At 65.1% G+C, this 24,389-nt stretch carries 25 protein-coding genes; 10 read left to right on the plus strand and 15 right to left on the minus strand.

The annotated features are described in order from the left end of the window. Positions 1-55 precede the first annotated feature (55 nt). Together QOL79_RS05315 and QOL79_RS05320 are read right to left on the minus strand one after the other, a co-directional pair. The gene (locus tag QOL79_RS05315; RefSeq protein WP_283418881.1) at positions 56-658 is read right to left on the minus strand and encodes a 2-hydroxychromene-2-carboxylate isomerase; all 603 of its coding nucleotides are present in this window, start codon (positions 656-658) and stop codon (positions 56-58) included. Further along, positions 652-1,383, minus strand: coding sequence for an SDR family oxidoreductase (locus tag QOL79_RS05320; protein ID WP_283418882.1), 732 nt, complete (start codon positions 1,381-1,383; stop codon positions 652-654). The genes QOL79_RS05315 and QOL79_RS05320 overlap by 7 nt, the downstream gene beginning before the upstream one ends. Before the next feature lie 78 nt (positions 1,384-1,461). Here QOL79_RS05320 and QOL79_RS05325 point away from each other — a divergent pair, with 78 nt between their 5' ends. Beyond that, positions 1,462-1,950: a winged helix-turn-helix transcriptional regulator gene (locus tag QOL79_RS05325; RefSeq protein ID WP_283418883.1), complete on the plus strand. Its 489-nt coding sequence runs from the start codon at positions 1,462-1,464 to the stop codon at positions 1,948-1,950. Between the two features lie 98 nt (positions 1,951-2,048). Here QOL79_RS05325 and clpS read toward each other — a convergent pair whose 3' ends face one another. From clpS to QOL79_RS05340, 3 genes are all read right to left on the minus strand, one after another. Beyond that, positions 2,049-2,414 carry an ATP-dependent Clp protease adapter ClpS gene (gene clpS / locus QOL79_RS05330; RefSeq protein WP_058455529.1) on the minus strand — a complete coding sequence of 122 codons (366 nt, stop codon included), beginning with the start codon at positions 2,412-2,414 and terminating at the stop codon, positions 2,049-2,051. Between the two features lie 200 nt (positions 2,415-2,614). Next, on the minus strand, positions 2,615-3,367 hold the full coding sequence (locus tag QOL79_RS05335) for a phasin family protein (RefSeq protein WP_058455446.1): 753 nt from the start codon (positions 3,365-3,367) through the stop codon (positions 2,615-2,617). Between the two features lie 123 nt (positions 3,368-3,490). Next, on the minus strand, positions 3,491-5,263 hold the full coding sequence (locus QOL79_RS05340; RefSeq protein WP_282949843.1) for a PHA/PHB synthase family protein: 1,773 nt from the start codon (positions 5,261-5,263) through the stop codon (positions 3,491-3,493). Between the two features lie 128 nt (positions 5,264-5,391). Here QOL79_RS05340 and QOL79_RS05345 point away from each other — a divergent pair, with 128 nt between their 5' ends. Both QOL79_RS05345 and QOL79_RS05350 read left to right on the plus strand, forming a co-directional pair. Further along, positions 5,392-6,606: an LL-diaminopimelate aminotransferase gene (locus QOL79_RS05345; protein WP_204993671.1), complete on the plus strand. Its 1,215-nt coding sequence runs from the start codon at positions 5,392-5,394 to the stop codon at positions 6,604-6,606. After that, positions 6,606-7,088, plus strand: coding sequence for a DUF2721 domain-containing protein (locus tag QOL79_RS05350; RefSeq protein ID WP_204993672.1), 483 nt, complete (start codon positions 6,606-6,608; stop codon positions 7,086-7,088). The genes QOL79_RS05345 and QOL79_RS05350 overlap by 1 nt, the downstream gene beginning before the upstream one ends. Here QOL79_RS05350 and QOL79_RS05355 read toward each other — a convergent pair whose 3' ends face one another. Beyond that, entirely contained in the window at positions 7,089-8,654 is a 1,566-nt protein-coding gene (locus tag QOL79_RS05355; protein WP_283418884.1) for an amidase, read from the minus strand. It abuts the gene before it with no gap. Positions 8,655-8,765: 111 nt separating this feature from the next. On the opposite strand from QOL79_RS05355, the gene QOL79_RS05360 reads away from it, so the two are divergent. Beyond that, complete coding sequence (locus QOL79_RS05360) at positions 8,766-10,082, plus strand: spinster family MFS transporter (protein ID WP_283418885.1); 1,317 nt, start codon at positions 8,766-8,768, stop codon at positions 10,080-10,082. Here QOL79_RS05360 and QOL79_RS05365 read toward each other — a convergent pair. Together QOL79_RS05365 and QOL79_RS05370 are read right to left on the minus strand one after the other, a co-directional pair. Continuing rightward, positions 10,079-10,669 carry an NADPH-dependent FMN reductase gene (locus QOL79_RS05365; protein WP_283418886.1) on the minus strand — a complete coding sequence of 197 codons (591 nt, stop codon included), beginning with the start codon at positions 10,667-10,669 and terminating at the stop codon, positions 10,079-10,081. The two genes, QOL79_RS05360 and QOL79_RS05365, sit on opposite strands and share 4 nt — an antisense overlap. 9 nt (positions 10,670-10,678) lie before the next feature. After that, positions 10,679-11,173, minus strand: a complete 495-nt coding sequence (locus QOL79_RS05370; RefSeq protein ID WP_283418887.1) for a L,D-transpeptidase family protein — start codon at positions 11,171-11,173, stop codon at positions 10,679-10,681. A gap of 79 nt (positions 11,174-11,252) precedes the next feature. Here QOL79_RS05370 and QOL79_RS05375 point away from each other — a divergent pair, with 79 nt between their 5' ends. Beyond that, entirely contained in the window at positions 11,253-12,143 is an 891-nt protein-coding gene (locus QOL79_RS05375) for a haloalkane dehalogenase (protein ID WP_283418888.1), read from the plus strand. Here the strand turns inward: QOL79_RS05375 and QOL79_RS05380 are convergent. Next, entirely contained in the window at positions 12,133-13,422 is a 1,290-nt protein-coding gene (locus tag QOL79_RS05380; protein ID WP_283418889.1) for an adenylosuccinate synthase, read from the minus strand. The two genes, QOL79_RS05375 and QOL79_RS05380, sit on opposite strands and share 11 nt — an antisense overlap. Before the next feature lie 147 nt (positions 13,423-13,569). Here QOL79_RS05380 and QOL79_RS05385 point away from each other — a divergent pair, with 147 nt between their 5' ends. Both QOL79_RS05385 and QOL79_RS05395 read left to right on the plus strand, forming a co-directional pair. Continuing rightward, entirely contained in the window at positions 13,570-14,514 is a 945-nt protein-coding gene (locus QOL79_RS05385) for an alpha/beta hydrolase (RefSeq protein ID WP_283418890.1), read from the plus strand. Between the two features lie 400 nt (positions 14,515-14,914). Further along, on the plus strand, positions 14,915-15,292 hold the full coding sequence (locus QOL79_RS05395) for a DOPA 4,5-dioxygenase family protein (protein ID WP_283418892.1): 378 nt from the start codon (positions 14,915-14,917) through the stop codon (positions 15,290-15,292). Positions 15,293-15,366: 74 nt separating this feature from the next. Here the strand turns inward: QOL79_RS05395 and QOL79_RS05400 are convergent, their stop codons facing one another. The 3 genes from QOL79_RS05400 to QOL79_RS05410 all read right to left on the minus strand — a co-directional run bounded on the left by QOL79_RS05400 (position 15,367) and on the right by QOL79_RS05410 (position 19,358). Continuing rightward, positions 15,367-16,482 carry an ATP phosphoribosyltransferase regulatory subunit gene (locus QOL79_RS05400; RefSeq protein ID WP_283418893.1) on the minus strand — a complete coding sequence of 372 codons (1,116 nt, stop codon included), beginning with the start codon at positions 16,480-16,482 and terminating at the stop codon, positions 15,367-15,369. Between the two features lie 75 nt (positions 16,483-16,557). Continuing rightward, positions 16,558-18,144: a phosphoglycerate dehydrogenase gene (gene serA, locus QOL79_RS05405; protein WP_283418894.1), complete on the minus strand. Its 1,587-nt coding sequence runs from the start codon at positions 18,142-18,144 to the stop codon at positions 16,558-16,560. Positions 18,145-18,230: 86 nt separating this feature from the next. After that, positions 18,231-19,358, minus strand: a complete 1,128-nt coding sequence (locus tag QOL79_RS05410; protein ID WP_283418895.1) for a phosphoserine transaminase — start codon at positions 19,356-19,358, stop codon at positions 18,231-18,233. 172 nt (positions 19,359-19,530) lie between these two features. Here QOL79_RS05410 and QOL79_RS05415 point away from each other — a divergent pair, with 172 nt between their 5' ends. Further along, a complete protein-coding gene (locus QOL79_RS05415; RefSeq protein ID WP_283418896.1) occupies positions 19,531-20,232 on the plus strand; it encodes an extensin family protein in 702 nt (233 codons plus the stop codon). 46 nt (positions 20,233-20,278) lie between these two features. Continuing rightward, on the plus strand, positions 20,279-21,151 hold the full coding sequence (locus QOL79_RS05420) for an LOG family protein (protein WP_204993684.1): 873 nt from the start codon (positions 20,279-20,281) through the stop codon (positions 21,149-21,151). Positions 21,152-21,187: 36 nt separating this feature from the next. Here the strand turns inward: QOL79_RS05420 and QOL79_RS05425 are convergent, their stop codons facing one another. Further along, complete coding sequence (locus tag QOL79_RS05425) at positions 21,188-21,622, minus strand: c-type cytochrome (RefSeq protein ID WP_282949831.1); 435 nt, start codon at positions 21,620-21,622, stop codon at positions 21,188-21,190. Continuing rightward, on the minus strand, positions 21,622-22,269 hold the full coding sequence (locus QOL79_RS05430; RefSeq protein ID WP_283418897.1) for a c-type cytochrome: 648 nt from the start codon (positions 22,267-22,269) through the stop codon (positions 21,622-21,624). The genes QOL79_RS05425 and QOL79_RS05430 overlap by 1 nt, the downstream gene beginning before the upstream one ends. Positions 22,270-22,436: 167 nt before the next feature. Here QOL79_RS05430 and QOL79_RS05435 point away from each other — a divergent pair, with 167 nt between their 5' ends. After that, the gene (locus QOL79_RS05435) at positions 22,437-23,327 is read left to right on the plus strand and encodes a prephenate dehydratase (RefSeq protein WP_283418898.1); all 891 of its coding nucleotides are present in this window, start codon (positions 22,437-22,439) and stop codon (positions 23,325-23,327) included. Between the two features lie 272 nt (positions 23,328-23,599). On the opposite strand, the gene QOL79_RS05440 is transcribed toward QOL79_RS05435, so the two are convergent. After that, a complete protein-coding gene (locus tag QOL79_RS05440; RefSeq protein ID WP_283418899.1) occupies positions 23,600-24,271 on the minus strand; it encodes a CDP-alcohol phosphatidyltransferase family protein in 672 nt (223 codons plus the stop codon). Positions 24,272-24,389 lie beyond the last annotated feature (118 nt).

The raw sequence follows: 24,389 nt of genomic DNA on the forward strand, positions 1-24,389 counted from the left end.
CGGCTTCGGCCTTGGGGCCGCCGCCCCCGCGTGAGGCAGGGGCGGCGAGCGATGGTCAGGCGAGTGCCTCTTCAACCTGACCGAGGCGATCCTTGCCGAAGAACATCTCGTCCCCGACGAAGAAGGTCGGGATGCCGAATACACCGCGTGCGACCGCGGCTTCGGTATTGGCGACAAGCCTTGCCTTGATTCCGGGCTCCTGCGTGCGCGCGAGAAGCGCGGGGCCATCGAAGCCGTTCGCCGAGAGGAAGGTCGCGATCACTTCCGGATCGTCCATCTTGAGGCCGTCCTCCCACATCGCGCAATTCACCGCGTCGACATAATCGTCGAGATTGCCCTCGTCCTCGGCAACGATCGCGCCGCGCATGATCGTCAGCGTGTTGACGGGGAAATGCGGGTTGAGGCGAAACTTCGTCAAGCCGTGCCGCGCAATGAAGCGCCGCATTTCGAGGTTTTCATAGGCCAGTTTCGCGGGCGCTTCGGCATATTGGATCATCGGCGCCTTGTTGCCCGTCGCCTTGAAGATGCCGCCGAGCAGGCACGGCGTGATGATCAGGTCGGCGCCGGTGCGATCGAGCAGTTCGGGCAGCACTTTCAGCGTCAGATAGGCGTTGGGGCTGCCGAAATCGAAGATGAGTTCAAGGCTTTTGGTCACCATTTCTCTCCCCAGGGACGGAGGTCGAGCTCGTGCGTCCATGCGCTTCTCGGCTGTTTGTGGAGCATCACATAATTGGCCGCGATGGCGCCCGGATTCAGGATCAGCTCCTGCGCCTTCGCATTGTCGAAATCGGGATGGCGGCCCTTGATGAACTCGGTGTCGATCGCGCCGTCGATGATCGTGTGCGCGACATGGATGCCCTTGGGACCCAGTTCGCGCGCCATCGATTGCGCGAGCATGCGGAGAGCGCCCTTGGCGCCCGAGAAGGCGGAGAAGCCCGATCCGCCGCGCAGGCTGGCGGTTGCGCCAGTGAAGATGATCGTGCCGCGGCCGCGCGGGCTCATGCGTTTCGCCGCCTCGCGGCCCATCAGGAAACCGCCGAGGCACGCCATTTCCCAGACTTTGGTGTAAACGCGCACCGTCGTTTCGGCGATCGGGAAGTTCACATTGGCACCGATGTTGAACACCGCGACTTCCACCGGCCCGACTTCGGCTTCGACCTGGTCGAAGAGGGCGATCATCGCCTCTTCGTTGCGGGCGTCGGCGGGGAAAGCGCGTGCCCGATACCCCTCGCCGCGGATCGACTGAGCGAGCGCTTCGAGCGCGTCGGCGTTGCGCTCGCGGCGGTTGACGCAGGCGGTGAGCCCCTCGGCGGCGAAGGCGCGCGCGATCGCGCCGCCCGTTGCATCGCCGGCGCCTATGATAACGGCTGCGGGATCGGGCATGGGCGACTCTCCTCTTGCGCCCGATAGTAACTATGATAATCATAGTTACAAGCGATTATTTCGCCGTTGAGGTGAGCGATGCCCAAACGCACGGATCTGTCGGATACCTTCTGCCCCGTTGGACGGTCGGCGGAGCTGCTTGGCGACCGCGCGGTGCTGCTGATCCTGCGCGACCTGTTCTTCGGCCGCCGCCGGTTCGAGGCGATCGCGGCGAACACCGGGCTCGGGCCGCAACTCGTCTCGGCGCGGCTCAAGCTGATGGAAAAGCAGGGAGTGGTCGAGCGGCACGCCTATCAGGAGCGCCCGCCGCGCCACGAATATCGCCTGACCGTAAAGGGCAAGGATCTGTTCGACGTCCTCTACGCGATGCGCAACTGGGCTGAGCGTTGGGCCTATCAAGACGGCGAAATCGGCGGGCCGGCGATGCGCTACGTTCACCGCGCGTGTGGAACCGATGTCGGCACATCGACCGTCTGTCCGGGGTGCGGCGAGCCGCTGCGCTATGGCGATCTGAAAGGGGAGCCGTCGGAAGCGCTCAGGGCCGAGCAGGCGGCAAGGGCCGGCTAGCCATCTGGTCATTGCGAGCGAAGCGAAGCAATCCAGAGCGGTTTACGCACCGCTAGATTGCCGCGTCGCCTGCGCCTCCTCGCAATGACGAAGAATTTTTATGCCTTTTCCAGCGTGCACTGCAGCGGGTGCTGGTTCTGCCGCGCGGCGTCCATCACCTGGTTGACCTTGGTCTCGGCGACTTCATAGCTGAACACGCCGCACACGCCGACGCCCTGCTGGTGGACGTGAAGCATCACCTGCGTCGCGCGTTCGATGTCCATGTTGAAGAAGCGCTGCAGCACCATCACGACGAATTCCATCGGCGTATAGTCGTCGTTGAGCAGCAGCACCTTGTACATCGAGGGCTTCTTGGGCTTCGCGCGCGTGCGCGTCGCGATGCCGACACCCGGCGCACCGGACGTGTCGTCATCCTTGCCCGCCATTGCGCGGACGACATGAGGGATCGAAGCCGGAAGCATCATCATCGGGAATATCGCAAGCCGATGCGGAATCGCAAGAGGGCGGGGTGGTTAATTCCGTCTCGTGCGGGGAGCGGCTGGAAGAAAAGCGGAGCAGAGAAACAAGAACCGCCCGCCCCCCGAAGGAAGCGAGCGGTCTTGATGGTGTCGGCGCGGACGGGGAGAGGAGGGGGAAGGCCCGCGCCAACGGGAAGGTGAAGGCCTTAGGCTGCCTTCATCTTCGAAGTGATGACCGAAACGCGGTTCGAGATCGGCGCGAAGCTGTCGTTCGTCAGCTTGACGACGAGTTCGCTGGTCTTCGAGGTCTGCGCCACAGCGGCGTCGAACGCCTTCTTGCTGTTTTCGGCATAGAGCTTCAGGAATTCGGCCGGCGACTTGACCGCGGTGTAGCCCTTGAGCGCAGCGGTCGTGTCTTCGAAGCTCTTGCGAGCGAAGGCGACGCCTTCCTGGCCGAGCGTTTCGATGCCCTTGGCAGCGATCTTGCCCGATTCGACGAGCGCTTCGACGTTCGCCTTGTTGAATTCGACGGCTTCTTCAGCGAGCTTGCTGGTCTTCGCCATGGCTTCCTTCGCCTTTTCGTTGAAATCGGCGGTCAGCGCTTCGGTGCGGGTCTTGGCTTCTTCGGCGAACTTCTTGACGGTGTCGTTCATGGTCTTGAATCCTTTGGTGACGGCGGCGGCCGGCTTCGGCGCTGCCTTGACGGGCTTCGGGGCAATGGTCTTCGCGACCGCCTTCTTGGCGGCGATCTTCTTCGGTGCCGGCTTTGCGGCTTTCTTTTGGACCGGCTTGGCCTTCGCCGCGACAGTCTTGGTCTTCACGGGCGCCGGAGCGGCCTTTGCTTCCACCGCGGGCGCGGCAGCAGCAACCGGTGCGGCGGGAGCAGCCACCGGCTTGGCGGCGGTTTCCAGCGTCGCGGCTTCGAAAGCCTTTTCGGCACTATCCATCTTGGTAGCCATCGTGACAACTCCTTTATGTTGCAGTGCACAATATAGGAGTGGATCGGGGATTTCAAGACATTTTTTGTGCAGTGCACAAAAATAGACTCGCCTCGATCTCGTTGGCCTTATGATTTCCCGATATTACCGCTGCTTGACATAGCGGCCGGGCGCATCCTCTATCGCCTTTTTAGCACCTTTTCCCGGAATGCGCGCGCCTTTTGCAGCCGTTTTTGCGCTATCCTGTTCCGAAATCCAGCCGATCCAGTGCGGCCACCAGCTGCCCTTGGTCTCGGTCGCGCTCGCGATAAAATCGTCGAGCGTCGCGGCATCGTTGTCGCCGGTCCAATACTGGTATTTGCCAGCGGCGGGCGGATTGACGACGCCCGCAATATGGCCCGAGCCGGCAAGCAGGAAGGTCTTCGGTCCCGACAGATGGTCCATCAACCGCCAGACGCTGGCGAGCGGCGCGATATGATCCTCGCGCCCCGCCTGGATATAGGCCGGAGTCTCGATCTTCTTGAGATCGATCGGTGTGCCCATCGCCGACAGGCTGTTCGGGATCACCATGCGATTGTCGCGATAGAGGTCGATCAGATACTGCCGGTGCCACTTCGCGGGCAGGTTGGTGACGTCGCCGTTCCAGTAGAGCAGGTCGAACGGCGGATAGTCGTTGCCGAGCAGATAATTGCCGACGACATAGTTCCAGATCAGGTCGCGTCCGCGCAGCGAATTGAAGGTCGCGGCCATATAGCGCCCGTCGAGGAACCCGCCCGCCGAAAGCTGCTGGAGCAGCGCCAGATAGCTGTCGTCGACGAACATCTTGAGGTCGCCCGCGAGTTCGAAATCGACCTGCGCAGTGAAGAAGGTCACCGACTTGACCTTGTCGCCCTCGCCGCGCGCGGCGAGCATCGCCAGCGTCGCGGCAAGCGTCGTGCCCGCGACGCAATAGCCGATGCTGTGGACGTGCGGAACGTCCAGCAACTCGCGCACGGTATCGATCGCGTCGACTTGCGACGCAATATAGTCGTCCCAGACGATTTCGCTCATCGAGGCATCGGCCGATTTCCACGACACCATGAACACCGTCAGCCCCTGTTCGACCGCCCAGGCGACAAAGCTCTTCGCCGGATTGAGGTCGAGGATGTAGAAGCGGTTGATCCACGGCGGGAAGATGACAAGCGGGACGGTAAAGACGTCCTTGGTCGTCGGTTCATATTGGATGAGCTGGTAAAGATCGGTCTCATGGATCACCTTCCCCGGCGTCGTCGCGATGTTCACGCCGACCTCGAACGCGTCGGGATCGACATGGGAGAGCTGCCCGCGCGACAGGTCGGTGAGCATGTGCTTCAAACCCTTGAGCAGGCTTTCGCCGCGCGTCTCGACCGCGCGCTTGATCACTTCGGGATTGGTGATCGCGAGGTTGGAGGGCGACAGCGCCTCGGCCATGTTCCGTGCCGCGAACTCCATCTTCGCCCGCGCATGGTCATCGAGCCCCGCCATCGTGCGCGTTGTCGTCAACAATTGTTCGGTCAGCAGGCCATAGGTCTGGCGGATCAGCGCGAAGACCGGGTTCGCGGTCCAGTCGGGGTCGGCGAAGCGCTTGTCCTTGGGCGCATCGGCGGCGGGCGCGAAGGGCGGCTGGAGCGTCGCGAGCGAGGTCCAGAAGCGCGCGCCCTGTTCCCACATCTTGGTCGACTGCTCGGCCCAGGCCTGCGTCGTCGGGTTCTGCAGCCAGCTGGCGGGGTCGAACAGGCCGGCGGCGGCGCTGTTGCCCTGGTTCGCCTGACCGAGCGCATATTCGAGCATCATCTGCTGCGCGCGGCCCATCACGCTCGTCCAATGCTGTATGTCTTCGGGCGAGGGCAGGAAGGGATTCGGCGTGTCGCTGGTGTCGTCCTTGCCCGTATCGCTCATGCTCGTTCCTGCTGGTCAGTGCCGATATAATGCCTATAACAAGCCGCGATGCGGCTGGCGAGACTGCCGCAAGCGTCAACTTGAACGAATAGGTCAGCGCACACGAAAAGGAGTTGTTCTAGTTTCCCATGTCCGAAGATGAATTCTATCGCATCAAGCGCCTGCCGCCCTATGTCATCGCCGAAGTGAATGCGATGCGAGCGGCCGCGCGGGCCGCGGGCGAAGACATCATCGACCTGGGGATGGGCAACCCCGACCTGCCGCCGCCGGCGCATGTCATCGAGAAATTGTGCGAAGTGGCGATGAAGCCCGATGCGCACGGCTATTCGCAGTCGAAGGGCATTCCGGGACTCCGCCGCGCGCAGGCCAATTATTATGCGCGCCGCTTCAACGTCGAACTCGATCCCGAAAGCGAGGTCGTCGTGACGATGGGATCGAAGGAAGGGCTTGCGAGCCTGGCGACCGCGATCACCGGCCCCGGCGATGTCGTGCTCGCGCCGAACCCCAGCTATCCGATCCACACCTTCGGCTTCATCATCGCCGGCGCGACGATCCGCAGTGTGCCGACGACCCCCGACGAGAATTACTGGCGTGCGCTCGACCGCGCGATGGCCTTCACCGTGCCGCGCCCGTCGATCCTCGTCGTCAACTACCCGTCGAACCCGACCGCTGAGACCGTGGATCTCGCTTTTTACGAGCGACTCGTCGCCTGGGCGAAGGAGAACAAGGTCTGGGTTCTCAGCGACCTTGCCTATTCGGAACTCTATTACGACGGCAACCCCACGCCCTCGATTCTGCAGGTGCCGGGCGCCAAGGATGTCGCGATCGAATTCACGTCGATGTCGAAGACTTATTCGATGGCGGGGTGGCGCATGGGTTTCGCAGTCGGCAACAAGCGCCTGATCGCGGCGATGACGCGCGTGAAGTCGTACCTCGATTATGGCGCCTTCACGCCGATCCAGGCCGCGGCGTGCGCGGCGCTCAACGGGCCGCAGGACATCGTCGCGAAGAACCGCGAACTCTATCAGAAGCGCCGCGACGTTATGGTCGAAAGCTTTGGCCGCGCGGGCTGGGACATTCCGAGCCCGAAGGCGTCGATGTTCGCCTGGGCACCGCTGCCGCCCGCGCTCAAGGAGATGGGCAGCCTCGAATTTTCGAAGCAGCTTCTCACCCACGCCAAGGTCGCGGTTGCGCCCGGCGTCGGCTATGGGGAAGACGGCGAGGGTTTCGTCCGCATTGCGATGGTGGAGAATGAGCAACGCATCCGTCAGGCGGCGCGCAACCTCAGGAAATTCCTGGCTATGCACGGTGTGAACACGCCATCGGTCGCGGCGGGCGGCTAATGGCGTCCGGGCTCGGCGCGATTGCCGAGACGATCCAGCTGTCGGTCACGCCGGTGTTCCTGCTGGTCGCGACCGGCAGTCTGCTCAACGTCTTCACCGGCCGGCTCGCGCGCGTCGTCGACCGGTCGCGCCGGCTGATGGAGCTTTGGGCCGAGACCCAAGGCGCCGAGCATGAGCGTGTCGTCGCCGAGCTTCGCGTCGTCGACCGCCGCATCGACGTGATCAACAATTCGATTGCGGCGGCGGTAGCGTGCGGGATCGTCGTTTGCCTGCTCGTCGCCTTGCTCTTTACGCAAGCGGTGGCGGGCTTCGACTTGGGCCTCGCGGCAGCGTGGGTCTTTGCGGTGGCGATGCTGTTGCTGCTGCTGTCGCTCGCGTTGTTCCTGATCGAGGTTCGGCTCGCCATCCGGACGATCCACGTCCCGATGGAACTGCTCGAGCTCGAGGAAATGGGCTGGAAGAAACGGCAGAGCCGCCGCTGATCATTGCGGCCTGTACGTCGGCGTCACGCGTTTCCGGCTGACCTGCTCATAGGCAAAGCCCGCCGCCAGCACGTCGGCGTCGCTCCACTTCTGCCCGATGATCGACAGCCCGATCGGCAGGCCCTCGACCGCTCCCATCGGCACCGTCAGATGCGGATAGCCCGCGACGGCGGGCATCTGGCTGACGCTGGGGCCGGTATAATGATCGCCGTTGACGAGATCGGTGGTCCATGCCGGGCCGTTGGTCACGCCGACGAGGAAGTCGGCCTTATTCTGTGCGAGCAATCGGTCGATGCCCTCCGGCCCCGCCAGCCGCGCCGCCTTGGCCTTCGCCTCCAGATAGTCCTTGCCGTCGAGCCCACCCTTGGTCTCGGCGAGTTCGAACAGCGACTGGTCGAACCAGCGCAGCTCTTCGGGATGCGCCTTGTTGAACGCGACCAGATCCGCGAGCGTCTTCGGCCCGTCCTTCGCCGGCAGCGACGCGAGATAGGTCGCAATATCGGCCTTGAGCTCGGTCATCAGCACTTCGAGCTCGGCGGCGCCGAGCCCGTCCTGGCCCGTCTTGCTGTCCTTGATTTCGACGATCGTCGCGCCCGCGCCCTGCATCGCCTGAAGCGCCGCGTCGAACAGCGCCGCAATGTCGGCGCGGCTTCCGATCCGATCGCGCAGCACGCCGATGCGCTTGCCCTTCAGCGCGCCGGGCGACAGCTTCGCGACATAGTCGGTCTTGCGCGCGTCGGCCTCGGCGGTCGCGGGATCGGCGGGGTCGCTCCCTGCGATGACGCCCAGCAGCGCTGCCGCGTCGCGCACCGTCAGCGCCATCGGTCCGGCGGTGTCCTGGCTGTGGCTTATCGGAACGATGAAGGTGCGACTGACGAGACCGACCGTCGGCTTGAAGCCGACGATGCCGTTGATCGCGGCGGGGCAGGTGATCGATCCGTCGGTCTCGGTGCCGATCGCGAGTGGCGCGAGGCTCGCCGCGACCGCGGCGCCACTGCCCGATGACGAGCCGCAGGCGTTGCGGTTGAGCGCGTGCGGGTTCTTCGTCAGCCCGCCGACCGCGCTCCACCCGCTCGTCGAATCGCCCGAGCGAATGTTCGCCCATTCGCTGAGGTTCGTCTTGCCGAGGATGACCGCGCCCGCCTTGCGCAGACGCGCGACGATCGGCGCATCGCGGTTCGTGACATTATCCTTGAGCGCCTGGCTGCCCGCAGTCGTCGGCAGCGGACCCTTCGCCTCGACATTGTCCTTGATCAGCACCGGAATGCCATGGAGCGGCCCGCGGACCTTGCCGGATTTTCGTTCCTCCCACAGGCGCTTCGCCTCGCTCGCTGCGTCGGGAAAGGTGGCGATGACCGCGTCGAGCTTTGGACCATGGTCGTCGATCTTCGTGATCCGGTCGAGATAGAGGGTGGTGAGCAGTTCGTCGGACATCGAACCCAGCGTCATCTCCGCCTGCAAGGTCGCAGCATCCTTCTCGGCGACGGGTGGCAGCGGCGGCGGCATCGCAGCGGCGGGCGCGAGAGCGAGAAGCGATACGGCGGCGGCGAGGCAAATTTTCTTCATAGCCGCAGGCTGGCAGCCGTAGCGGCAATTGCAAGCGCCTTGTTTCGCCCCGCCTTGGCGGCGTTGACAGGCTGCGCTCCGGTCTGCACCTTGGCCGTCCGGGAGAGAAAAATGACGGATAAACCTGCGCTTGCCGCCGGCATCGCCCCGCCGCCCTCCGACAGCGCCGCCGCGCACGCGCGGACGATGCTGTGGATTCTGCTGATCGTCTATATCTTCAACTTTCTCGACCGTCAGATCGTCAACATCCTCGCCGAGCCGATAAAAGCCGACCTGGGCCTTACCGATACGGAACTCGGCCTGCTCGCGGGGCCGGCCTTTGCGGTCTTCTATGCGCTGCTCGGCATCCCGATTGCGCGCTATGCCGACAAGGACGGCACGAACCGCGTCCGCCTGATCGCCCTCGCGCTCGCAATCTGGTCGGCGATGACCGCGGTGTGCGGGCTCGCGCAGAATTTCGTGCAATTGCTCTTTGCGCGCATCGGCGTCGGTGTCGGCGAAGCCGGCTGCACGCCCGCCGCGCATTCGCTGATTTCGGACAGCGTGGCGCCCGAAAGGCGCTCGTCGGCAATCGCCTTCTACGGCCTCGGTGTGCCGATCGGATCGCTGCTCGGGCTGATTATCGGCGGGATCGTCAACGATCTCTACGGCTGGCGCATCGCGCTGATGCTCGTTGGCGCACCGGGTCTGGCGCTTGCGCTCGTCGTGCTGTTCGTGATGCGCGAGCCGCGGCACAGCCGCACCGCCGAAGCCGCGGCGACTGCTGCGGCGGTAACCCGTCTCTCGACCGGCGAGGCGATGCGCGAAATCTTCGCCTCGCGCGCGTTCATCTACATATTGATCGCCTCGTCGGTCGTCGCCTTCCTCGGTTATGGAAAGGCGCTGTGGACCATCAGCTTCTTCATTCGCAGCCACGGGCTGTCGACCACCGAGGCTGGGCTGTCGATGGCGGTCGTCCTCGGCCTCGCCGGGGTGTTCGGTACGTGGCTTGGCGGCAAGATGGCCGACCGGTTTGGCGCGCGCGACAAGCGGCACATCCTGACCTTTCCCGCCTATGGCATGGCGGTCGCGGCGCCGATCCTGTTTCTCGGCTATTATATGGAGGACTGGCGCGTCGCGGTCGCCCTGCTGATCATCCCGACGATTCTCAACTCCGCCTATTACGGCCCGGCTTATGCTTGTGTTCAGGGGCTCGTCCGCCCGCAGGCGCGGGCGGTTGCGGCGTCGATCATGCTATTCGGACAGAATCTCATCGGGCTGGGCTTCGGGCCGTTCCTGTTCGGCGTGCTGTCGGATCAACTCGCGCCGACCTATGGGCAGGAAAGCGTGCGCTACGTCCTCTACGGCGCGGCGTGGCTCGGGCTGATCCCGGCTTTCTTCTTCTGGCGCGCCAGCCTGCGGCTCAATGCGGAACTGAAGACGGGCTAGTAGGGCGGGGCCTTCGCGGCGCGTTGCACTTTCGCCGCGTCGATCCACCAGTCGAGGTCGTCGGCGAAGCGGGGGAAGCTCTTTTCCAGCCGCGCGCCATCGTCGCCCGTGGGCTTGCCGTCGGCATCGAAGGCGCCGCCGATCCGCCCGACCGGCAGGATCGAGGAGATTACGGCCATGCCCATCTCGCCCAATATGTCGCGCCACCCCATCATCGCGCGCACCCCCGACCAGGGACCGGCCGAGTAGCAGGCAATCGCCGCGGGCCGCCAGAACCATTCCTCGAGGAAATGGTCGGTCAGGTTCTTGAGCCCCGGCTGCGGCCCCCAATTATATTCGCCGGTGACGAACAGGAAGCCGTCGGCGGCGCGGATCCTTGTCGCCAATTCTTCCATGGCTGCGGGGGCCTCGCCCTTGGGATATTCCTTGTACATGCGGTCGAGCATCGGAAGATTCACTTCCCTGGCGTCGATCAGCTCCGCTAGGTCGCCGCGGTCGTTGATGGCCTGTACCAGCCAGCGTGCGAGCTTGATGCCCTGCCGGTCGCGGCGATAGCTGCCGTAGAAGACGAGGATATGGCGCGACATACGGGCTCCTTAGGGGTGAATGGTGATCGGGGTGCCGTCGGCCACGATGTCCCACAATTGTTTAATTTCCGCGTTCGACAGCGCGATGCACCCGTCGGTCCAGTCGCGCGCGATCGCCGGGCCGCGCCACGCATTGGGCTGGCCGTGGATGAAGATGTCGCCGCCCGGCGAGCGCCCGCGTGCCTCCGCATAAGCGCGGTCGGCGGCATTAGGATAGGAAATGCGAAGCGAGAGATGATAGGCGCTCGCCGGGTTGCGGCCATCGATCGTGTAGGCGCCTTCAGGCGTCTTCTCGTCGCCTTCGAAGCGCTTGTGCCCGACCGGCGAGCCGCCGAGCCGTATGCGCGTATAGCGCAGCACCTCGCGGTTGCCTGCATAGCCGATCAGCACGCGCTCGCTCTTGTCGACGAGCAGGCGATCGATCCTTGTCTCGGCGGGTGGCGGCTGCGATTGCGCCGACCCGCAAGCCGACAGAAGAAGGAGCAGGGCAGGGGCGAAGCGCATCGCGCCACCATAAGGCCTTACCGCGCATGGACAAGGCCGCGCCCGGCGCTAAGCTGCCTCCAGGAAGAGGGGGGACACTATGCAGATCTATCGCACGCCCGACGCGCGCTTCGAGGGGCTGCCCGACTGGCCGTACAAGCCGAACTATGTGGAGATCGCGGGCGGGCTGCGCGTCCATTATGTCGACGAGGGCGCCGCCGATGCGCAGCCGGTGCTGATGCTGCACGGCGAGCCGACCTGGTCCTATCTCTATCGCCATATGATCGGGCCGACGGTGGAGGCGGGGTTCCGCGTCGTCGCGCCCGACCTGATCGGCTTCGGCCGCTCGGACAAGCCGCTCGATCGTTCGGCTTACAGCTATGCCGCGCAGGTCGCGTGGATGCGGCAGTGGATCGAGGCGCTCGATCTTCGGGGCATGATCCTCGCTTGTCAGGACTGGGGCTCGCTGATCGGGCTCAGGCTCCTCGCCGAAATGCCCGATCGGTTCGTGGGGGTCGCGCTGTCGAACGGCGGCCTTCCCGAGGGGCAACCGGCGCCGCGTGCTTTTGCTATCTGGCGCGCTTTTTCCCGCTTCAGTCCGCTGTTCCCGATCGGGCGGATCGTCAACGCCGGCGCCCAGAAGCAACTGACGGCAAAGGAAATTGCCGCCTATGACGCGCCCTTCCCGACACGGGCGTCGAAAGTCGCGGCGCGCGTCTTTCCCTCCTTCGTGCCGCTCGGCGACAATGTCGCGGTCCTTGACCAGAAGCGCGCCTGGGCCGCGCTGGAAGCATTCGACAAGCCATTCCTGTGCTGCTTCACCGATGGCGATCCGATCACGCGCGGCGGCGATGCGCCGTTTATCGACCGCGTCCCGGGCGCGCGGGGCATGCCGCACCGGACGCTACACGGCGGCCATTTCGTGCAGGAAAATGATCCGGCAGGCTTCGTCGCCGCGATCCGCGACGTCGCGGCGGCGATCAATCGCTGAACGGATCGCGGATCAGGATCGTGTCCTCGCGCTCGGGGCTGGTCGAGACGAGCGCGATCGGGGTTTCGATCAATTCCTGCACGCGCTGGATATATTTGATCGCCTGCGCGGGCAGGTCGGCATAGCTGCGCGCGCCGGCGGTCGATTCGTGCCAGCCGTCCATTTCCTCGTAGATCGGTTCGACCTCGGCCTGATCGGCCGAGTGCGAGGGGAAATAGTCGAGGATCTTGCCGCGCAGGCGATAGCCGGTGCAGATGCGGATCGTGTCGAAGCCGTCGAGCACGTCGAGCTTGGTGAGCGCGATGCCGGTGACGCCCGACACGGCGCAGCTCTGCCGCACGAGCACCGCGTCGAACCAGCCGCAGCGGCGCTTGCGCCCGGTGACGGTGCCGAATTCATGCCCGCGCTCCCCGAGCCGCTGACCGATCTCGTCCTCGAGCTCGGTCGGGAAGGGGCCGCTGCCGACACGCGTTGTATAGGCCTTGGCAATGCCGAGAACGAAGCCGACCGCCGAGGGGCCGAGGCCCGAACCCGATGCGGCGGTGCCGCTGACGGTGTTCGAGCTCGTGACGAAGGGATAGGTGCCGTGATCGACGTCGAGCAGCACGCCCTGCGCGCCTTCGAACAGGATGCGCGCGCCGGCCTTGCGGACCTTCTTCAGCCGCTTCCAGACGGGCTGCGCATATTCGAGCACGAAATCGGCGATTTCGGACAGGTCGGCGACGAGCTTGTCGCGGTCGATCGGCGGCTGGTCGAAACCGGCGCGGAGTGCGTCGTGATGCGCGGTCAGGCGGTCGAGCTGCGGTTCAAGCTTGTCGAGGTGGGCCAAGTCGCAGACGCGGATAGCGCGGCGACCGACCTTGTCTTCATAGGCCGGGCCAATGCCGCGGCCGGTGGTGCCGATCTTGCCCGCACCCGCGGCGGTTTCGCGCAGCGCGTCGAGGTCGCGGTGGAACGGCAGGATCAGCGCGCAATTGTCGGCGATCGCGAAATTGTCGGCGTTGATCTCGACGCCCTGGCCGCGCAGCTTCGCCATTTCGTCGCGGAGCGCCCACGGATCGAGGACGACGCCGTTGCCGATGATCGACAGCGTGCCGGTGACGATGCCCGAGGGAAGCAGCGACAGCTTGTACACCTGTTCGCCGACGACGAGCGTATGGCCGGCGTTGTGACCGCCTTGAAAGCGGACGACCGCGTCGGCGCGGCTGGCGAGCCAGTCGACGATCTTGCCCTTGCCCTCGTCGCCCCATTGCGACCCGATGACGGTGACATTTGCCATGATGCTGTCCTGCTGAACCGGGCCAAAAACGACCAGCGCGGGCCCGGCGCGGCCTTAGCGGATTTGGCCGGAGAGGCAACCCAAAGCGGGATGATTTTGCGACAATATCGGGCCAGATCGGTGCTGCCGGGATAGTGGAGACGGGCGATGACGAAACGAAATTGGTTTGGATATGCCTTGCTTACGGCCTTTGCGGTCGCGAGTTTGACCGTGCCAGTGCCTTTTGCAGATGCGCGCGAGAAGATGCGCGACCGGCTGCGCGAGCGGATCGCCGAGCGGATGGGCGCCGACGAAGGTCCGAAGGTGCCGGGCGGCGAGACGATTTCCTATGGCAGCAACGCGCTGCAAAATCTCGATATCTGGCGTGCGAAAGATGCGAAGGGGCCGGCGCCGCTGGTCGTCTTCGTCCACGGTGGCGGCTGGAAGCGCGGCAGCAAGGACAATGCGACGGGACAATATAAGCCGGTGCATTATCCGCAGCTGGGCTATGCCTTCGCGTCGATCAACTATCGGCTCGTTCCCGACGCGACGGTCGAGCAGCAGGCGGCCGATGTCGCGGGCGCGGTGAAGGCGCTGATCGACCGCGCCGGCGCGCTGGGTATCGACCGGCGGCGGATCGTCATCATGGGACATAGTGCGGGCGCGCATCTGGTGGCCTTGGTGGGAACCGACGAAAAATATCTGCGCGGCGCGGGGCTGAGTTTTTCCGATATTGCCGGCGTCATACCGATCGACGGCGCGGCCTATGACGTGCCCGCGCAGATGAAGGACGGGCCGCCAATCATGCAGGCGACGTACAAGCAGGCGTTCGGGACCGATCCGGCGCGGCAGAAGGCGCTGTCACCGACATTGCAGGCGCCGCGGCCGAATGCGCCGCAATTCCTGCTGCTCTATGTGCAACGCCCCGACGGGGTGCGGCAGGCCGAAGCGCTGGGCAAGGCGCTGGCGGCGGGCGGCAGCAAGGTCGAGCGTGGGAGCTTCCCGGGCGAGGGGTTGCAGGGCCATGCCGAGATCAACCGGCGGCTGGGCGATCCCGGCTACGCGCCGACCGCGACGGTCGATGCGTGGTTGAAGCGGGTGTTCAGCCGGTAGCGTCTGTTTTGGCGCGCGGCGCGAACGCCCGACGCCCTCTAGCAGTTACCCTTCACGCCATCGGCACAATCGCCAACGGACCCCACGTCTTTTCCGGCGCCTTCAACGGTGTTGCAAGCAGACAGAATCAATAAGCTGCTGATCGCGAAAATTTTCAGAAGATTTTTCATTGTCTCTCTCCGACGACGAGGGCGACCCACCCTCGATTTTGGTTTCGGTGTTTTGACAACAGCCGGTCGCGACGATCGTTCCCTTTCATCGGAGTCAGGCTGGCCGAAGCGTTCAAAATGGTCGCCAGGCCGGGGGCAATCCCGGGCTTGACCCGGCACCCGTCTTTTCCTTCAAGAGAGGCAGGCCCGGATCACGTCCGGGGCGCGGCAAGTTGGAAAGCGATGTCTGTATGACGAATCCCGATGCACCCTATCATGCGCATATCTATTGCGACCCTGCCGAGCGGTGCGCCGCGGTGGCGCTTCGAGATGCGTTCGGCGCCGACCCGGAGATCCTGTTCGTCGGCGCGCTGACCGACGGGGCGGCGGGGCCGCATCCGATTGCGCAATATGAGGTGCATTTCCTGGCAGGTCATCGGCCTGCGGTGGTCGCGGCGATCGAGGCGACGGGGCTGCGCGCGCTTGTCCATCCGCTGACCGACGACGATCTTGCCGATCATACGACGCTGGCGCAGTGGATCGGCGAACCGGTCGAACTCGATGTGAGTGTGCTCGATCCGCCCGGGGTCAACCAGGGCATACCGCGGTTTGGGGTATCGGATTTCTAGGAACATGTTCCCCGGCGAAAGCCGGGGCCCAGATCGGACGCTGCTATGGGCCCCGGCTTTCGCCGGGGAACAGCTCACGCCTCGACAGGGCCGTCGGGACCAAGCCGCCAGCCGCAACCGAGCGCGCGGGCGTCGTCGGCCTCGGACAACGCCGCGACCGTCTGCCATCCGTCGGCGCGCAGGCTGGCCGCGAGCGCGGCGTCGTGGCCGAGCGGCAGGAAGATGCGGCGTTCGGCCTCATCCTCGGCGCCGAGGCCGTCGTCGATCAGCGGGTCGGGGTAGAGCGAGAAGCCGACCGCCGGCTCCTCCTGTTCCTCGCCCAGCGGGATCGCATAGCCGCCGCCACGGCCGATCGCATCGCCCTGGCCGGGGACGAAGATCTGGAAGCCGAACCAGCTTTGATAGGCGAAACCGTGGCGTTCGGTCGGGTCGAGAGTCAGGTTCGCGCGGTTGCGGATCGGCGCGGCGATCTCTTCGAGCGCGTCGATGCGGCTCGTGAGCACGCCCGACGTATCGAACGCTCGCAGGTCGGCGATCGCGCGGTCGAACGGGCCGGTCGCGCGGAGTAGCGGCAGATAGGCCTCGGCACCGATGCGCACGAGCGCGCCGGCGTCCTTGGCGTCGAGTACGTCGCGCAGGCTTTCGATTTCGGCAGCGACCGGCAGCGGCCCGCCCGCGAGCAGGCCGACCGCATCGGGCAGCGTGAAATCGATCGTCACTTGACCGATGCCCGCCGCCTCCAGCGCGTCGATCGCGACGCTGACGATCTCGCGCGCCGCCGCGACGCCGTCGCTACCGATCAGCTCGGCACCGACCTGCAGCATCTCGCGCGCGGGGCGGAGCTGGCTGGCGCGTAGCTTGACGATCTGGCCGGCGTAGCAAAGCCGCAACGGACGCGGCGCCTTGGCGAGCAGCGAGGTCGCGATGCGACCGACCTGCCGTGTGATGTCGGGGCGCAGCGCAAGGGTGCGCTGCGACACAGGGTCGGTGAAGCGGAGAAGGTCGCGCGAGCTGCGATCGTCGTCGCCGCCCAGCGTCTCGCGGAACTCGGCGAGCGGCGGCGATACACGGCCATAGCCGTGCGCGCGCATCGCGTCGACCAGCGCGCGGGTGACGCGCGACGCGGCCTCGGCCTGCGCGGGCAGGCGGTCGCGGAGGCCTTCGGGCAGCAGGGCAGGGGCCTTGGTCATCGATTGCGGCCTTAGAAGGGTGGAGAGGGGAGTTCAACAAATCTCCCCTCTCGCAAGCGGGAGGGGGACTTACGTTCAGAACTTCAGGCCCTTCACCGTCTTCACGCCCGGAAGCTGGCAGATCTGCCACAGCAGGGGCTCAGGCAGCGGCGAGTCGAGGCTCAAAAGCAGCACCGCTTCGCCGCCCGCCGCGCGGCGGCCGAGGTGGAAGGTGCCGATGTTGAGCCCCGCGTCGCCCAGCGTCGTGCCGATGCGGCCGATGAAGCCCGGGGCGTCCTCGTTGACGATGTAGAGCATGTGACCGTCGAGATCAGCCTCGACCTTGATGCCGAACATCTCGACCAGGCGCGGGTCGCCGTTGCTGAACAGCGTGCCCGCGACCGAGCGGTCGCCCGCTTCGGTGGCGACGGTGACGCGGACCAGCGTGTGATAGTCGCCGTCGCGGTCGTGGCGCACTTCGCGCACGTCGAGGCCGCGTTCGCGCGCAAGGTGCGGGGCGTTCACCATGTTCACCGCGTCCGAATAGCGGCGCATCAGGCCGGTCAGCACTGCGGCGGTGATCGGCTTGAGATTGAGTTCGGCGGCGGCGCCCTCGACCTCGATCGAGATGGTCGTCAGATTGTCGTGCGCAAGCTGGCCGACGAGGCTGCCGAGCTTTTCGGCGAGGCTCATATAGGGGCGGAGCTTCGGCGCTTCCTCGGCCGACAGGCTCGGGACGTTGAGCGCGTTGGTGATCCCGCCGGTGAGGAGGTAATCGCTGATCTGCTCGGCAACCTGAATGGCGACATTGACCTGCGCCTCGTCGGTCGAGGCGCCGAGGTGCGGGGTGCAGATGAAGTTCGGGGTGCCGAACAGCGGGTGATCGGCCGGAGGCGGCTCGGTCGCGAACACGTCGAGCGCCGCGCCCGCGACATGGCCGCTGTCGAGCGCGTCCTTGAGCGCCGCCTCGTCGATCAGGCCGCCGCGTGCGCAGTTGATGATGCGGACACCCCTCTTTGCCTTGGCAATATTCTCGGCCGACAGGATGTTACGCGTCTGGTCGGTCAGCGGCGTGTGCAACGTGATGAAATCGGCCTTGGCGAGCAGCGTGTCGAGATCGGCCTTTTCAACGCCGAGCTCGATCGCGCGCTCGGGGGTCAGGAAGGGGTCGAAGGCGACGACCTTCATGCGGAGGCCCAGCGCACGCTCGGCAACGATGCTGCCGATGTTGCCGCAGCCGATCAGGCCGAGCGTCTTCGAGGTCAGCTCGACGCCCATGAAGTCGTTCTTTGGCCATTTGCCCGCCTGCGTCAGCGCGTTCGCTTCGGGGATCTGGCGAGAGAGCGCAAACATCATCGCGATCGCATGTTCGGCCGTAGTGATGCTGTTGCCGAAGGGCGTATTCATCACGATGACGCCCTGCTTCGACGCCGAGGGGATATCGACATTGTCGACGCCGATCCCGGCGCGGCCGACGACCTTGAGGTTTGTCGCCGCGGCGAGAACGTCGGCGGTGACCTTGGTGGCCGAGCGGATCGCGAGGCCGTCATAGTCGCCGATCATCGCGATCAACTCATCCCTGGTCTTGCCGGTGATGACGTCGACGTCGATGCCGCGTTCCTTGAAGATCGCGGCGGCCTTGGGGTCCATCTTGTCGGAAATCAGAACTTTGGGAGCGGTCATGTCATTTTCTCCGTCATCCCAGCGAAAGCTGGGATCGTTGGGAATGGGGATGATCGATGGCGGTCCCAGCTTTCGCTGGGACGACGTTATGCGTTGAGCGAGGCGTAGGCCCAGTCGAGCCACGGCCCGAGCGCTTCGATATCGGCGGCGTCGACGGTCGCGCCGCACCAGATGCGAAGGCCCGGAGGCGCGTCGCGGTAGCCCGCGATGTCATAGGCCGCGCCTTCGGCTTCGAGCAGTCCGGCGAACGCCTTGATGAAGGCTTCGTCGGCGCCGGCGACCGACAGGCAGACCGAGGTCTTCGATCGGCTGGCAGGATCGGCGGCGAGGTGGCTCAGCCAGTCGCGCTCCGCGACGATCTTGTCGAGCGTCGCGGCATTGGCATCGCTACGCGCCTTGAGGCCGTCGAGACCGCCGAGCGATTTCGCCCATTCGAGCGCGAAGATCGCGTCCTCGACCGCGAGCATCGACGGGGTGTTGATGGTCTCGCCCTTGAACACGCCCTCGGCGAGCGCGCCCTTGGAAACGAGGCGGAACACCTTGGGCAGCGGCCAGGCGGGGGTGTAGGATTCGAGGCGTTCGACGGCGCGGGGGCCGAGGATCAGCACGCCATGGCCGCCTTCGCCGCCAAGCACTTTCTGCCAGCTGAAGGTCGCGACGTCGATCTTGTCCCACGGCAGGTCGTAGGCGAACACGGCGCTGGTCGCATCGGCGAAGCTCAGCCCTTCTCGGTCGGCGGCGATCCAGTCGCCATCAGGCACGCGGACGCCGCTGGTAGTGCCGTTCCAGGTGAAGAGGACGTCGTTCGACCAGTCGACTTGGCCCAGGTCGGGAAGCTCGCCGTAGTCGGCGCGGATAACGGTCGGATCGAGCTTGAGCTGCTTGGCGGCATCGGTGACCCAGCCCTCGCCGAAGCTCTCCCACGCGAGCGTCGTGACGGGCCGCTGCCCAAGCATCGTCCACATCGCCATCTCAAAGGCGCCGGTGTCCGATCCGGGGACGATGCCGATGCGGTGGGTATCGGGGAGCTGCAGCATCTCGCGCATCAGGTCGATGCAATAGGCGAGACGCGTCTTGCCGATCTTGGCGCGATGCGAGCGGCCGAGCGATTCGGTGGCGAGTTTGTCGGGGGACCAGACCGGCGGCTTGGCGCACGGACCGGAGGAAAAGAAAGGACGCGCAGGCCTTGCCTGCGGTTTACGCACGTCAGTCATGTCATACTCTCCTCACAGAGAGCTCGCGCGGCGTTGGGACCGCGTGGCCCGGCGCCGCGTTTAGGGATGGACGCGCAACTGTCAAACAAAATGCGCGAGCCGGGCGAAATTTTCGATGAGCCGAGGGCCGGGGTTAGCGATTTGTTAACCATATTCGTTACAGATTGGCGCCATGGCATTCCCTGCTTTCCTTCGGCCTCGGGTGCTTGTCGCGGCGACTGCTGCCCTGGCGCTTTCGGCCTGTTTCGGCGCGCCGGACGTGATGAAACAGGGGGGCGGGAAGCGCGCGGGCGCCAATGCGCCGCAGCGGCCGCAAGTTACCGGAACGCCGTCCTTCACCAGCCCAGACGCGAAGCAATGCGCCTTCGACCTCAAGCAGGCGGGGGTGCGCTTCACGCCGCTGCCGAACGCGGACCATGGCGGCGGATGCAGCTCGATCGATTCGGTGAAGCTGCTCGACATCGGCACGCCGGTCACCAACCTGGGCCCGATGACCTGTCCGCTAGCCAAGAATTTTGCGGCGTGGGCGCGCTATGCGGTGAAGCCGGCGGGGCGCCAGTTCTTCGGGCAGGATGTCGTGAAGATCGAGACCTATGGCACCTACAGCTGTCGCAACATCTATGGCGGCCGGTCGGGACGGATCTCGCAGCACGCCTATTCGAACGCGATCGACGTCGCAGGTTTCGTGCTCGCCGACGGGCGCCGCATCATGCTCGACGGGGGCTGGAACGGCGATCAGGCATCGCGCGATTTCCTGCGCGCGCTGCACAAGTCGGCGTGCCGCCGTTTCGGGACCGTGCTGAGCCCCGATTACAACGCAGCGCACTACAATCATTTCCACATGGACATGAGCGGCAACGGATACTGCCGATAAGGCGCCTGACTTGGCAAAGTCACGCGAAACGGCTAGCCGTCCGCCAATGACAAAAGACAAGCAACCCCATCGTTCGCGCTTCCACAAGGCCAAGGATGACGCCCAGTTCGCCAAGCAGGCGACGACCACCCCGCAGACCGCCGACCCGGCTTACAAGCTGGCCTTCCAGGACACCGACTTCCTGCTGCGCGAGGATCTGCGTCCCGTCCGCTTCCAGCTCGAGCTCCTGAAGCCCGAACTGCTCCTCGACGAGGCCGGGATCGAGTCGACGCTGGTCATCTATGGCTCCGCGCGCATCCCCGAGCCTGCCGAAGCCGACGCGCTCGAAGCCGCGGCGACCGACGACATCCAGCGCAACATCGCGCGGCGCCTGAAGGCCAAGGCCAAATATTACGACGAAGCGCGCAGCCTCGCGCGGATCGCGAGCCAAGTGCCGTGCGACGAGGAAGGCTGCCGCCATTTCGTCGTCTGCTCGGGTGGCGGTCCGTCGATCATGGAGGCCGCGAACCGCGGCGCCGCCGACGAGGGTCGCGAGTCGATCGGGCTCAACATCGTGTTGCCGCACGAGCAGGCGCCGAACCGCTATGTCACGCCGTCGCTGAGCTTCCAGTTCCACTATTTCGCGCTCAGGAAGATGCACTTCCTGCTCCGCGCGCGCGCGGTCGCCGTGTTCCCCGGCGGTTTCGGCACCTTCGACGAGATGTTCGAGCTGCTGACCTTGATCCAGACGGGCAAGATCAAGCCGATCCCTATCGTCCTGTTCGGCAAGGGATTCTGGCAGCGCGTCGTCAATTTCGACGCGCTGGTCGAAGAAGGCGTGGTGAGCGCACGCGACCTTAACCTATTCAAATTCGTCGAGACGGCGGACGAAGCCTGGGCGATCATCCAGGACTTCTACGCGAATATCGAACATCACTGATCTAACGACCCTCCCTGCCGCGCAGGGAGGATCGTATTATTTCGACTGCGCTTCCAGATACAGGATCAGCGCCTTGCGATCGGATGCGTCGATGACGCCCGCGAACGCCATGCGCGTGCCCGGGGCGTATTTCATTGGGCTTTCAAGGAACCGGTCGAGGTGCGCGGCGTCCCAGGTGCCGCCTTTCGCCTTCAGGGCCGACGAATAGGAGAAGCCCTCATGCGCCGCAACCGCGCGGCCGACGACGCCGTGGAGGTTGGGGCCGATACCGTTGGCGCCACCCTTGTCGATCGTGTGGCACGCGACGCATCGCTTGAAGACCTGCTCGCCCATCGCGGCGGTCGGCTCGACCGCGGGTGCGGCGGTTTCGGCAGAAGCCGTTTCGGGGCTTGACGTGTCGGCGGGCGGTTCGCTCTTGCCGCAGCCGGCAAGCAGCAACGCGCCCGCCAGCAGGACGGGCGCGAGGCGCATTATTTCTTGGCTTCGGCCGGAGCAGCGGGCGCGCCTTCGGCACCCTTGGCGGCGTCGGCGGGAGCCGCGGCCTTGTCGGCGCCTGCAGCCGGGGCAGCGGCCGCGTCGGTAGCGGGAGCGGCTTCGGCCGCGGGCAGCGGCAGGTTCGAACCCTGGGCGTTGAGATAGACGATCAGGTTCGCGCGGTCTTCCGGGTTCGACAGGCCCGCGAACGACATCTTGGTGCCGTTGGCGAACTTGCGCGGGCTGGTCAGCCAATGGTCCATCTTTTCGAAGTCCCAGGTGCCGCCGACATTCTTGAGCGCGTCTGAAAAGGCGAAGCCCGCCTTGCCCTGGCCGATCGGTTCACCCATCGTCGCATAGAGGTTGGGGCCGATGCCGTTGGCACCGCCCTGATTGATCGTGTGGCACGCCGCGCACTTGGCGAACACCGCCTCGCCCTTTGTGACATCGGCCGCAGCGAGCAGGTTGGGGAGCGGAACAGCCGACGCGCCGCCGCCTTCGCCGCCCTCGGCATCCTCGATCGGATAGCCGGGCTTGTGGGGATCGTGGCTGGCAAACAACATGCCCGAGCCGATCGTCAGGCCCAGTGCGCAAATACCGGCGAACAATACCCAGCCGGCAATAGTGTTGTTGCGATTATCCATGCTTGCAGCCCCGTTCGCTGGCGCCCGCCCTTGAGCGCGTGATATGATTTGGTCGCTCCCTTACTGGGGCATGGTGCGCGGCGCAAGGGGATGAAATCGCACGCAGCGCCGGTTGCGCGCGCTGCCATGCCTCGCTATGCGCCGCGGCGCAGTTGGGAAGGGCGGTCATGGGTAGCTACACGGCATCGGCGCAGCATCTGGTGGACGAAATGAAGGCGGCGGCGCTCGCCGATCCGGCGCGCGGGCTGGCGTTTCAGGGAGCGCCCGGTGCGAACAGCGACCTTGCCGCGCGCGAATATGACGCGAATTCTCTACCGCTGCCCTGCTATTCGTTCGAGGATGCGATCGAGGCGGTGCTGGGCGGTATCGTCGACCGCGCGATCATCCCGATCGAGAACAGCCTGCATGGTCGCGTCGCCGACATCCACTTCCTGCTCCCCGAATCCGGCCTTTATATCGTCGGCGAGCATTTCCTGCCGATCCGCTACGGTCTGATGAGCCGCGACCTCGGTCCCGTGACCCGCGCAATGAGCCACGAGCAGGCGCTAGGACAGTGCCGCAAATGGCTGCGCGCCAACAATATCTCCCCGATCGCGCACAGCGATACTGCGGGCGCCGCCGCATGGGTCGCCGACAGCGACGAAGTTGGGCTCGCCGCTCTGGCGCCGCCGCACGCCGCCGAACTGTACGGGCTGACGTTGCACGGGACCGGAATGGAGGATGCGGATCACAATATGACGCGCTTCGTCGTTCTGGCGCGGGAGCCGCTGGCCGAACCACCGGCGGGCGTGCCGCTGATGACCACCTTCGTATTCGAGGTGAAAAATATTCCCGCTGCGCTTTACAAGGCGCTTGGCGGCTTCGCGACGAACGGGGTCAACATGACCAAGCTCGAAAGCTATCAGGTCGGCGGCAGCTTCGCCGCGACGAAATTCTATGCCGACATCGTCGGCGCGCCGGGCGACGAGCGCATCGACCGCGCGCTCGAGGAGCTCGACTTCCAGACGAAATCGCTGCGCCTGCTCGGCACTTATCCCCAAGCGCGCCTGCGGCCCTAGGGTCAGGACCCATTAATTCCGCGATCGAGGCGTCGAAATGGCGAACATATCGGGTCCGGGCGGGTGCGGCGGGTAGCATCGCTACCCGCAAGGCCGCGCGGGCCCGAGATCGAAGCCATTTCGGCGTCCCTGCGGGATTTGACCGATTTTGCCTGTGGCTTCGTCGAAAAGTCTGGAAATATCGACATATTCCTGCGCCTTTTCTCCTCGCCCCAAGCAAAATCGCTTCAAACCTCGATCGCGGAATTAATGGGTCCTGACCCTAGGGCTTTCTAGACTCCGCGTTTGCGGAGCATGTGGGCGGTCGCGAGGCTCTGGACCACGAACAGCGTCACCAGGATGCTTGCGATGACGAGCGCGAACAGGTCGAAGGCAGAAAAATTGCTACCGAGCACGCGGTGCCCGCCGACGAGCGGCATCGCAATCGTCATCGCCATCAGCATCAGCCGCAGCTCGGTCGGCCCGCCGGCCATATAGGACAGCCGGAATTCACCGACGACCTTTGCGGCAAGGAAGGTGTGAATCGAGAGCAGGAAATAGCCGATCACCGCCATCAGCGCGACGTCGAACCGCATATAGGGGCTTGCGCCGATCGCACCGATCATCAGCAGCGTGCCGAGTGCATCGACACTGTGATCGAGGAAATAACCGTAAGACGGTCGTTCGATTCGCCGCCAACGCGCGAGGCTGCCGTCGAGCGAGTCCCCGAACCAGTTCACGACATAGCCGACCAGCGAGAGCGCCAGCCATCCGGTCTCGATCCAGCTCAGCATATAGCCCGCCGCCACGAGGACCGCACCCGCGAAACCGAGCGCGGTGAGCTGGTCGGGCGTGACCCAATAGGGCAAGCGCGGACAGATCCAGTTGAGCAGGCGGCGCTCGCCGCGCGCGAGGATATTCTGCTGGATACGGGTCGGCACAGAGGCGGCCGGGGTCGTCGTCATGAAAACCTTTCGTCGTCGCTGTCGCAAAAGTGCCAGCGGGATGTCATCGCGCTGTCATAGATGGCGCGACGCAACAGGGAAAGGGGGTGACGATCGCTTTCCCGGAATTGCGCGCTTT

Origin of the sequence: Sphingopyxis sp. Geo48, assembly GCF_949769155.1 — a bacterium.
In the GTDB taxonomy this organism is placed as follows: Bacteria; Pseudomonadota; Alphaproteobacteria; order Sphingomonadales; family Sphingomonadaceae; genus Sphingopyxis.

Coding starts and splice junctions, on each gene's coding strand:
- QOL79_RS05315 (WP_283418881.1), bottom strand. CDS start 658: ATGGTGACCAAAAGCCTTGAACTCATCTTCGATTTCGGCAGCCCCAAC.
- QOL79_RS05320 (WP_283418882.1), bottom strand. CDS start 1,383: ATGCCCGATCCCGCAGCCGTTATCATAGGCGCCGGCGATGCAACGGGC.
- QOL79_RS05325 (WP_283418883.1), top strand. CDS start 1,462: ATGCCCAAACGCACGGATCTGTCGGATACCTTCTGCCCCGTTGGACGG.
- clpS (WP_058455529.1), bottom strand. CDS start 2,414: ATGATGCTTCCGGCTTCGATCCCTCATGTCGTCCGCGCAATGGCGGGC.
- QOL79_RS05335 (WP_058455446.1), bottom strand. CDS start 3,367: ATGGCTACCAAGATGGATAGTGCCGAAAAGGCTTTCGAAGCCGCGACG.
- QOL79_RS05340 (WP_282949843.1), bottom strand. CDS start 5,263: ATGAGCGATACGGGCAAGGACGACACCAGCGACACGCCGAATCCCTTC.
- QOL79_RS05345 (WP_204993671.1), top strand. CDS start 5,392: ATGTCCGAAGATGAATTCTATCGCATCAAGCGCCTGCCGCCCTATGTC.
- QOL79_RS05350 (WP_204993672.1), top strand. CDS start 6,606: ATGGCGTCCGGGCTCGGCGCGATTGCCGAGACGATCCAGCTGTCGGTC.
- QOL79_RS05355 (WP_283418884.1), bottom strand. CDS start 8,654: ATGAAGAAAATTTGCCTCGCCGCCGCCGTATCGCTTCTCGCTCTCGCG.
- QOL79_RS05360 (WP_283418885.1), top strand. CDS start 8,766: ATGACGGATAAACCTGCGCTTGCCGCCGGCATCGCCCCGCCGCCCTCC.
- QOL79_RS05365 (WP_283418886.1), bottom strand. CDS start 10,669: ATGTCGCGCCATATCCTCGTCTTCTACGGCAGCTATCGCCGCGACCGG.
- QOL79_RS05370 (WP_283418887.1), bottom strand. CDS start 11,173: ATGCGCTTCGCCCCTGCCCTGCTCCTTCTTCTGTCGGCTTGCGGGTCG.
- QOL79_RS05375 (WP_283418888.1), top strand. CDS start 11,253: ATGCAGATCTATCGCACGCCCGACGCGCGCTTCGAGGGGCTGCCCGAC.
- QOL79_RS05380 (WP_283418889.1), bottom strand. CDS start 13,422: ATGGCAAATGTCACCGTCATCGGGTCGCAATGGGGCGACGAGGGCAAG.
- QOL79_RS05385 (WP_283418890.1), top strand. CDS start 13,570: ATGACGAAACGAAATTGGTTTGGATATGCCTTGCTTACGGCCTTTGCG.
- QOL79_RS05395 (WP_283418892.1), top strand. CDS start 14,915: ATGACGAATCCCGATGCACCCTATCATGCGCATATCTATTGCGACCCT.
- QOL79_RS05400 (WP_283418893.1), bottom strand. CDS start 16,482: ATGACCAAGGCCCCTGCCCTGCTGCCCGAAGGCCTCCGCGACCGCCTG.
- serA (WP_283418894.1), bottom strand. CDS start 18,144: ATGACCGCTCCCAAAGTTCTGATTTCCGACAAGATGGACCCCAAGGCC.
- QOL79_RS05410 (WP_283418895.1), bottom strand. CDS start 19,358: ATGACTGACGTGCGTAAACCGCAGGCAAGGCCTGCGCGTCCTTTCTTT.
- QOL79_RS05415 (WP_283418896.1), top strand. CDS start 19,531: ATGGCATTCCCTGCTTTCCTTCGGCCTCGGGTGCTTGTCGCGGCGACT.
- QOL79_RS05420 (WP_204993684.1), top strand. CDS start 20,279: ATGACAAAAGACAAGCAACCCCATCGTTCGCGCTTCCACAAGGCCAAG.
- QOL79_RS05425 (WP_282949831.1), bottom strand. CDS start 21,622: ATGCGCCTCGCGCCCGTCCTGCTGGCGGGCGCGTTGCTGCTTGCCGGC.
- QOL79_RS05430 (WP_283418897.1), bottom strand. CDS start 22,269: ATGGATAATCGCAACAACACTATTGCCGGCTGGGTATTGTTCGCCGGT.
- QOL79_RS05435 (WP_283418898.1), top strand. CDS start 22,437: ATGGGTAGCTACACGGCATCGGCGCAGCATCTGGTGGACGAAATGAAG.
- QOL79_RS05440 (WP_283418899.1), bottom strand. CDS start 24,271: ATGACGACGACCCCGGCCGCCTCTGTGCCGACCCGTATCCAGCAGAAT.